Genomic DNA, 6,377 nt, shown 5'->3' with positions numbered 1-6,377 from the left:
ACAGCCTGTAGGAGCTGCCGAAGGCTGCGATCTTTTAGCAATCAGGAATACTGAACCTCGATCTCATCCAGCTGATGATCAAAGGTTTTCAACCGCGCGGTCCAGGTGTACACGAGCACTTCAAAATCCCGATTGATCACCGCCCCGCCCGTCACTTCCCCTCGGGGGTCGCAGAAGTCCAGTTGATAACGCTCGCGGGCCATGGCTGTCGCGACGTCGGCCAGTTCCCGGGCGTTGTTGAGCCAGTGCCGGCCATCGTCGGCCACTTGTTTGTCCAGCTCCAGGCATTGCTTCTTCAGGGTTTCGAGGCTTTTTTCCAGCGGCGTGCCGGTCAATTCGCCCATGACTTCCTGGAACGTGCGCCCCGGTTGCCAGTAGCTGCCCCAGAAATAGCGATCGAACACCGTTTCGACCCGGCGCAGCGCGACCTTGGTGTCCCAGATCAGCACCAACGTCTTGCCTTGTTCGAGTTGTCTTTTTTTGATCCGCTGGTTCTGGACCGATGCCCATGCCACCACCGCAATCGACATCACGGCAATCAGCGCGGCCGCGCTGTCGAGGAACGCCATCGCCTTGTCGATCTGGTGAGCCAGCATGATGCCGTAGAAATAGGTGCCCGTGAGCAGCACCAGCGCCACGATGGCGCACCAGAAGCCGAGAGCATAAGGGTTTTTCATTATTGGTTTCCCCCTGACCTGCGCGAGCCTTGTGCGAAGAAAGGGCGCTTTGCACGGGGCGCCCTCCCAACACTTCAAAGCATAGCAACGGCCTCAGGGTTTGCCGGAGTTCGACGCTTGCGTTCGTCCGCTTTCCCAACCGCCGCCCAAGGCGAGGAACAAATCAATCTGGCTCGCGGCAACCTGGGTGTTGGCGGCAGCCAGTTGCGCCGTGACGTCGATGTAAGTGCGGGTCGCCTGCAAGTCCGCCAGAAACGACGCGCGGCCGGCCTGGAAGAAGCGGTGAGTCTGATCAGCGGCCAATTTCGCCGACTGCTCGGCGTCCGCCAGGGCTTCGCGACGTTGCAGCAACGCGCTGTATTGGGCGAGGCCGGTCTGGGTTTCACGAATGGCGTTGAGCACCACACCATCAAAGTGCGCCAGCGTCGCCTGGGCCACCGCTTCGGCTTCACGGATTCGGGCGCGGGCGCCGTTGGTCGGCACGGTCCAGGTCAACGACGGACCGAAGCCCCAGCGGTTGGTGGATGGCTCGCCGAGATTGTCCAGGATACCAACGGTGCCAACCGTCGCGCCGATGCTGATGTTGGGGTACAGCTCACCCGTGGCGACACCGATACCGGCGGTCGCGGCCGCCAGTCGACGCTCGGCCTGCCGCACATCGGGACGACGCTTGAGCAACGATGCGCCGTCACCCACTGGCACCAGTTGCGCGATTTTCGGCAGCTCATCACAGGTGGCGGTGCCTGCGGGCAACTGATCGAGCGGTTTGGCCAGCAACATCGACAAGCGGTACAAACCGGCCTGACGCGCCGCCTCATAACGCGGCATGTCGGCGCGCAGGGATTTGTATTGGGTTTGCGAACGGGTGACCTGGGTTTCGTCGCCACGCCCGGCGTCGCGCAAGCGCTGGATCAGCGTGGTGCTTTGCGACTGCAGGTCGAGCGAGTGCTGGGCAATTTCCCGCTCTTCGTTGGCCGCGCACACCTGGGTGTAGGCCCGCACCACATCGGCGACCAAGGTGATGCGCGCAGTATCGGCGGCAGCCTGGGTCGCATCGGCATTGGCCTTGGCCGCTTCGATGCCGCGCTGCAAGGTGCCGAACAAATCGAACTGGTACGACGCGCTGATGCCGATGTCGCCAATGTTGGCCACCGGCACTTTTTCCGGCAACAGGAAGGCTTCGCCGGACTCCTGCAAGCGCTGGGCGCCCATCTTCACGCCGCCGCTCCAGCCGCCCGCCGCTTTGGCCTCGTCGACCTGAGCGCGGGCCCGCTGCAGGCTCGCCGCTGCCACGCGCAAATCGGTGTTGGAGGCCAAGGCTTGCTGGACCAATTGGTCGAGTCGCGGGTCCTGATACAGGCGCCACCAATCGTCCGGCACCGGCGCCGAAACCGCCGGTTTGCCGTTCACCGCCAGTTCGCCCTGCAAGTCGTCACGCTGGATCGCGGCCTCGTCCGGCAAATGATAATCCGGCCCGACCATCTGACACGCCGACAACAGCAAGCCTAATCCGGCGATCGCCAAACCCGAGGCCTTGCTCATTGCGCGGGCTCCCGGTTCTTGTCGTCAATTATCGATACCGTCGCGGTGCGCCCGGCAATCATGCGGAAATCCGCCGGCACATCATCGAAGGCGATTCGCACCGGAATCCGCTGGGCCAGCCGCACCCAGCTGAACGCCGGGTTGACGTTGGGCAGCAGGTTGTTGCCGCTGGTGCGGTCGCGGTCTTCGATACCGGCGACGATGCTTTGCACGTGCCCACGCAGCCGCGCACGGTCGCCGACCACCCGTATATCAACGCTCTGGCCGACATGGATGCCGTCGAGTTTGGTTTCTTCGAAGTAGCCGTCGATGTGGAACGAATTGCTGTCGACCACCGACAACACCGGCCGCCCGGCGCTGACGAATTCCTGCGCGCGTGGTGCGCGGTCGTTGACGTAGCCGTCCACGGGGCTGCGGATCACCGAGCGGTCGAGGTTCAGTTGCGCGCTGTCCACCGCTACTTGAGCTTCCATCAATGCGACTTGGGCGCGGGCCACCCTGGACTGGCTCTCTTCAAGTTGCTCGCCGGGCACCAGATTGCCGAGACCCTTGTTGCGCTTGGCTTCGCGCTGGGCCTGGGCCAGGGTTTCTTCACGGTCGGCAACCGCCGCTTTTGCCTGACGCAAGGCCAGTTTGAAACGGTCCTGATCGATGGTGAACAGCACCTGGCCTCGCTTGACGAGTTGGTTGTCGCGCACGTCCACCTGCTGGATCAGCCCGGACACGTCCGGCGCGATCTGCACGATGTCGGCACGGATGTGCCCGTCGCGGGTCCAAGGTGCGAACATGTAATACATCACCATGCGCCAGACCACGACGACGGCGAAGGTCACGATCAACAGGGTCAGCACCACGCGACCGAGGGTTAGAAACGGTTTTTTCATGTCATCAGGTATCGACTGAGTGAATCCACGGCGCCAAGCAGCAAGGCGTAGAGGGCCACGTTGAACAATGCCCGGTGCCAGACCAGACGGTAAAAGTGCAGGCGCATCAGCACCCCGTGCACCAACAGGTACAACACATACGTAATGCCCATCAGCACCAGCAGCGTAGGCAGGAAAACCCCGCTGATATCCAGATCACCGATCATAAAGGCGCTCCATCGATGCCATGGGGAAGCGGTTCTTCAGCGTCGGCAGTACCGACAAACTCGACGCCGGGCAGCAACGCCAGGCGCAAGCCGCTCAAGGCGTGCAGCAGGTGCCGGCGGGTTTCATCGTCACCCGCGCCAGCCAGGGCGCGGCGGGTACGGTCGAGTGTCATCAGCAATGGACTCGGTGCCGGCAAGCGTTCACCGGCCTTGAGGCAGGCCTTGAAATACTCGCCGACCTCGGCCACTACCTGATGCAGTAACGCCTGAGGCGTGCCGTGCACCCGTGGCGTATAGGCGAGCAGATCCAGCAGATTCAACGCCACGCGGACCTCGCGCAGGGCGATGCCGGTGTCCTGGCCGGTCATGGCCAGACGCGGCAAATGCTGCATCAGGCGATCGAGTATCTGTACGCCCAAGTGCCGGTGATCGGCCAAGGTGGCCGGCTCGGTGAGGCTGACGATATCGCGCCAGGCGAAACGGGTCAGGCGTTTGGCCGCCAGCTCGGAACCGAATGGCCGGGCGATCAGGGTCCAGACGAAGGCAAACAGCAAGCCGACGGGACCGGCCAGGTTGGAGTTCACAAAACTGAGGAAGTCCGCGTCATAGGCGCCTTGAATGCTGATGAAAGACGAGGTGTTGACGAGGGTCAGCAGCATGCCCAGATAAAACTGCGGCTTGACCGTCAGCGTGCCGACGATGATGAAGGGCACGGAAAACGCCAGCACCAGCATCGGAAAATCATGCAGATTGGGCAGCACCAGAAACAGGTAAAGGCTGGCGAACAGCACCGACATCGCTGTCCAGAAAAAGAACCGGTAAATCTGCGGCGCCGGGTCGTCCATCGAGGCGAAGAAACTGCACGCCACAGCGGCCAGAATCACAGCGGCACCGCCGTCGGTCCAGCCCAGCAGAATCCACAACACCGAGGCAACAATGATCGCCATGACGGTGGACGCGGCGGAATAGAGCATCAGGCCACGATCGAGAAACGGTGTCAGCCGCCCCAGACGCCAGTGCCGATAGACCGCGCGCCAGCTGTCCTGGCTTTCACACTGGATGGCGCGTTGCAGGCTACGGCAGTCTTGCCACAAGTCGATCATCTCGCCGAGGCGATACACCGCGTTGGAGAACAGCAGTTGCTTGCGATCATCAAGCGCCTGGGCACTGGGTTGCACGGCTTCGAGCTGGTCTTTCAATGCCTGCCAGCGATCGATGTCGGCGTCTTTGTGCGCAAGCCATTCAGTGGTTGCGCTGAGCAGCGGCGCGATCTTGTCCACGAGCTCCGGCGTACGTCGCTCCAGGGCATAAAGCGCGTCATCGAGGTCGTCCACCACCGTCAGCAAGTGGATCATCCGCCCGCGCAGTTCCTTGGTATTGCTTACGGTTTGCCGCCGCGCACCTTCGTGGGGCAACTGGCCGATCATCAATTCAAGGGTGTTGAAAGTCGCCACCAGCGATGAACGCAATGCACTGACTTCCTCCGGCTGCACGTCGCGGCTGAGGAAGCGCTGGCTGTAGGTCGAAGCGTCGGCGAACCATTTGCTCACCGAGTCGTTGAACACCGGCGCCAGCCGTCGCGGCCAGAACATCGCACCGACCACTGCCGCGACAGCGATGCCGAGGAAGATTTCTTCGGTGCGCGCCTCGGCTACGTCCCACACCGCCAACGGGTTATCCACCACTGGGAGCGCGATCAGCGGCAAGGTGTAACCGGCGAGCATCAAGGCGTAGTTGTTGGCCGTGCGCAGGTGCAGTGACAGAAACAGCAGCGTCCCGGTCCACAGAGCAATCACCACCACCAGCACGTAAGGACTCTGGACAAACATCGGCACGAAAAACACCGCTGCGGCGGCGCCGAGAAAAGTACCGATTGCGCGGTACAACGCCTTGGACGTGGTCGGACCGAGAAATGGATTGGAGACGATGTACACCGTGGCCATCGCCCAATACGGACGCGGCATTTGCATGAGCATGGCGATGTACAGCGCAATCATCGAAGCCGCGAAGGTGCGCACGCCGTAGAACCAGTCCCGCGCCGGTGGCATCCCTGAAAAGAAGCCGCTCAAGGGTGGTCGTCCGAGGGTTGTCCGGCCGATTCAAAGGCCTTCAAGACGCGCAGTGCGGCTTCCAGATCTCGCTGATCGATACCTTCAAGTACCTCATTACGCAATCGCACCAGTTCAACCTCGACCGCTTGCACCAGGGTACGACCAGTATCGGTCAGGCTCAGGCATTTGGCGCGGCGGTCCTGGGCATCGGCGGTGCGGCAGACGTAACCGGCGTGGCACAACTGATCCAGCAAACGCACCAGAGACGGACTCTCCATCCCCGCCGCCTGCGCGACCGTCACCTGCCGCACGCCTTCACCCAGACGTCCGATCATCAACAACGGGACGGCACAGGCTTCGGAGATTCCATAGTTGACCAGCGTGGTCTGGCAGATCTTCCGCCAATGCCGGGCGGCCACCACCATGGAGCTGCTGATGTTCATCTGGAGAGCGTCGAGATTATTCGGCACGAGGGAAAACACACACTGTTAGTTTGCTAACTATCAATATGGCATTTGAGGGGATTTTTCGTCAAGTTTTGAAACAAATTGGCGACTACTGACTCTTCTCGGCTCGCTCGTAGACTTGGCTGCGCTCGCGCTTTCCAACCGCAACTACAGAAACGACGACGTGCTCTTCAATTACTTCGTAGATCTGTCGGTATCCCGATGACAATCCAGAAAGCTGCGTTTCATCCGATTGTCATACTCCCCGCCCCTTCCTCAACATCACATCCAACTGATCCACCACCTCCGCCCAATCGGCGTCATCCAGAATTTCGCTGCGCAACAAATCCGCCTGGCTCGAGCTCCAGAAAAACGCATCCGCCAGATGCAGTTCGGGTTTGAGCGGTGAATGGGTGGCGATGAATTTGTCGATGCTTTCGGCGTCATCGGCCAGGCCGAGTTGCTTGAACAGGGATGGGAGGCTGTGGGTTGGGTTTTCCATGTCGGACTCCTTGGTAAAAGGGTGACCGCTGCGCGGTCAATCGCGGGCAAGCCTTGCTCCTACAGACAC

7 protein-coding genes and 1 pseudogene are annotated in these 6,377 nt (G+C 61.4%); all 8 read right to left on the bottom strand.

Translation table 11 applies throughout. The features are described 5' to 3' along the window. Nucleotides 1-41 precede the first annotated feature (41 nt). A complete protein-coding gene (locus ACW9JC_RS27865; protein WP_416127486.1) occupies nt 42-677 on the bottom strand; it encodes an NADH:ubiquinone oxidoreductase subunit N in 636 nt (211 codons plus the stop codon). A 93-nt stretch (nt 678-770) separates the two neighbouring features. Next, nucleotides 771-2,219 (bottom strand): efflux transporter outer membrane subunit, encoded by a 1,449-nt coding sequence (locus ACW9JC_RS27860; RefSeq protein WP_457459057.1) that lies wholly within the window; start codon nt 2,217-2,219, stop codon nt 771-773. After that, complete coding sequence (locus tag ACW9JC_RS27855) at nt 2,216-3,103, bottom strand: efflux RND transporter periplasmic adaptor subunit (RefSeq protein ID WP_457459055.1); 888 nt, start codon at nt 3,101-3,103, stop codon at nt 2,216-2,218. The genes ACW9JC_RS27860 and ACW9JC_RS27855 overlap by 4 nt, the downstream gene beginning before the upstream one ends. After that, nucleotides 3,100-3,309, bottom strand: coding sequence for a DUF1656 domain-containing protein (locus ACW9JC_RS27850; RefSeq protein ID WP_338584109.1), 210 nt, complete (start codon nt 3,307-3,309; stop codon nt 3,100-3,102). The genes ACW9JC_RS27855 and ACW9JC_RS27850 overlap by 4 nt, the downstream gene beginning before the upstream one ends. Beyond that, a complete protein-coding gene (locus ACW9JC_RS27845; RefSeq protein ID WP_457459053.1) occupies nt 3,306-5,378 on the bottom strand; it encodes an FUSC family protein in 2,073 nt (690 codons plus the stop codon). The genes ACW9JC_RS27850 and ACW9JC_RS27845 overlap by 4 nt, the downstream gene beginning before the upstream one ends. After that, nucleotides 5,375-5,803: a MarR family winged helix-turn-helix transcriptional regulator gene (locus ACW9JC_RS27840; RefSeq protein WP_419712845.1), complete on the bottom strand. Its 429-nt coding sequence runs from the start codon at nt 5,801-5,803 to the stop codon at nt 5,375-5,377. The genes ACW9JC_RS27845 and ACW9JC_RS27840 overlap by 4 nt, the downstream gene beginning before the upstream one ends. Nucleotides 5,804-5,915: 112 nt before the next feature. Then, a pseudogene (locus ACW9JC_RS27835) lies at nt 5,916-6,032 on the bottom strand (type II toxin-antitoxin system mRNA interferase toxin, RelE/StbE family); the annotation flags it as partial. Nucleotides 6,033-6,062: 30 nt separating this feature from the next. Then, nucleotides 6,063-6,308 (bottom strand): DUF2789 domain-containing protein, encoded by a 246-nt coding sequence (locus ACW9JC_RS27830; protein WP_457459051.1) that lies wholly within the window; start codon nt 6,306-6,308, stop codon nt 6,063-6,065. Nucleotides 6,309-6,377: the final 69 nt, after the last annotated feature.

The sequence above is a fragment of the Pseudomonas sp. SDO5591_S426 genome, assembly GCF_054070755.1.
The sequence above is the reverse complement of the archived record's forward strand: the minus strand, read 5'-3'. Positions and strand labels throughout refer to the sequence as shown.

Excerpts from the sequence above, each read along its gene's own strand:
- ACW9JC_RS27865 (WP_416127486.1), bottom strand. The coding sequence starts at position 677 with ATGAAAAACCCTTATGCTCTCGGCTTCTGGTGCGCCATCGTGGCGCTG.
- ACW9JC_RS27860 (WP_457459057.1), bottom strand. The coding sequence starts at position 2,219 with ATGAGCAAGGCCTCGGGTTTGGCGATCGCCGGATTAGGCTTGCTGTTG.
- ACW9JC_RS27855 (WP_457459055.1), bottom strand. The coding sequence starts at position 3,103 with ATGAAAAAACCGTTTCTAACCCTCGGTCGCGTGGTGCTGACCCTGTTG.
- ACW9JC_RS27850 (WP_338584109.1), bottom strand. The coding sequence starts at position 3,309 with ATGATCGGTGATCTGGATATCAGCGGGGTTTTCCTGCCTACGCTGCTG.
- ACW9JC_RS27840 (WP_419712845.1), bottom strand. The coding sequence starts at position 5,803 with ATGAACATCAGCAGCTCCATGGTGGTGGCCGCCCGGCATTGGCGGAAG.
- ACW9JC_RS27830 (WP_457459051.1), bottom strand. The coding sequence starts at position 6,308 with ATGGAAAACCCAACCCACAGCCTCCCATCCCTGTTCAAGCAACTCGGC.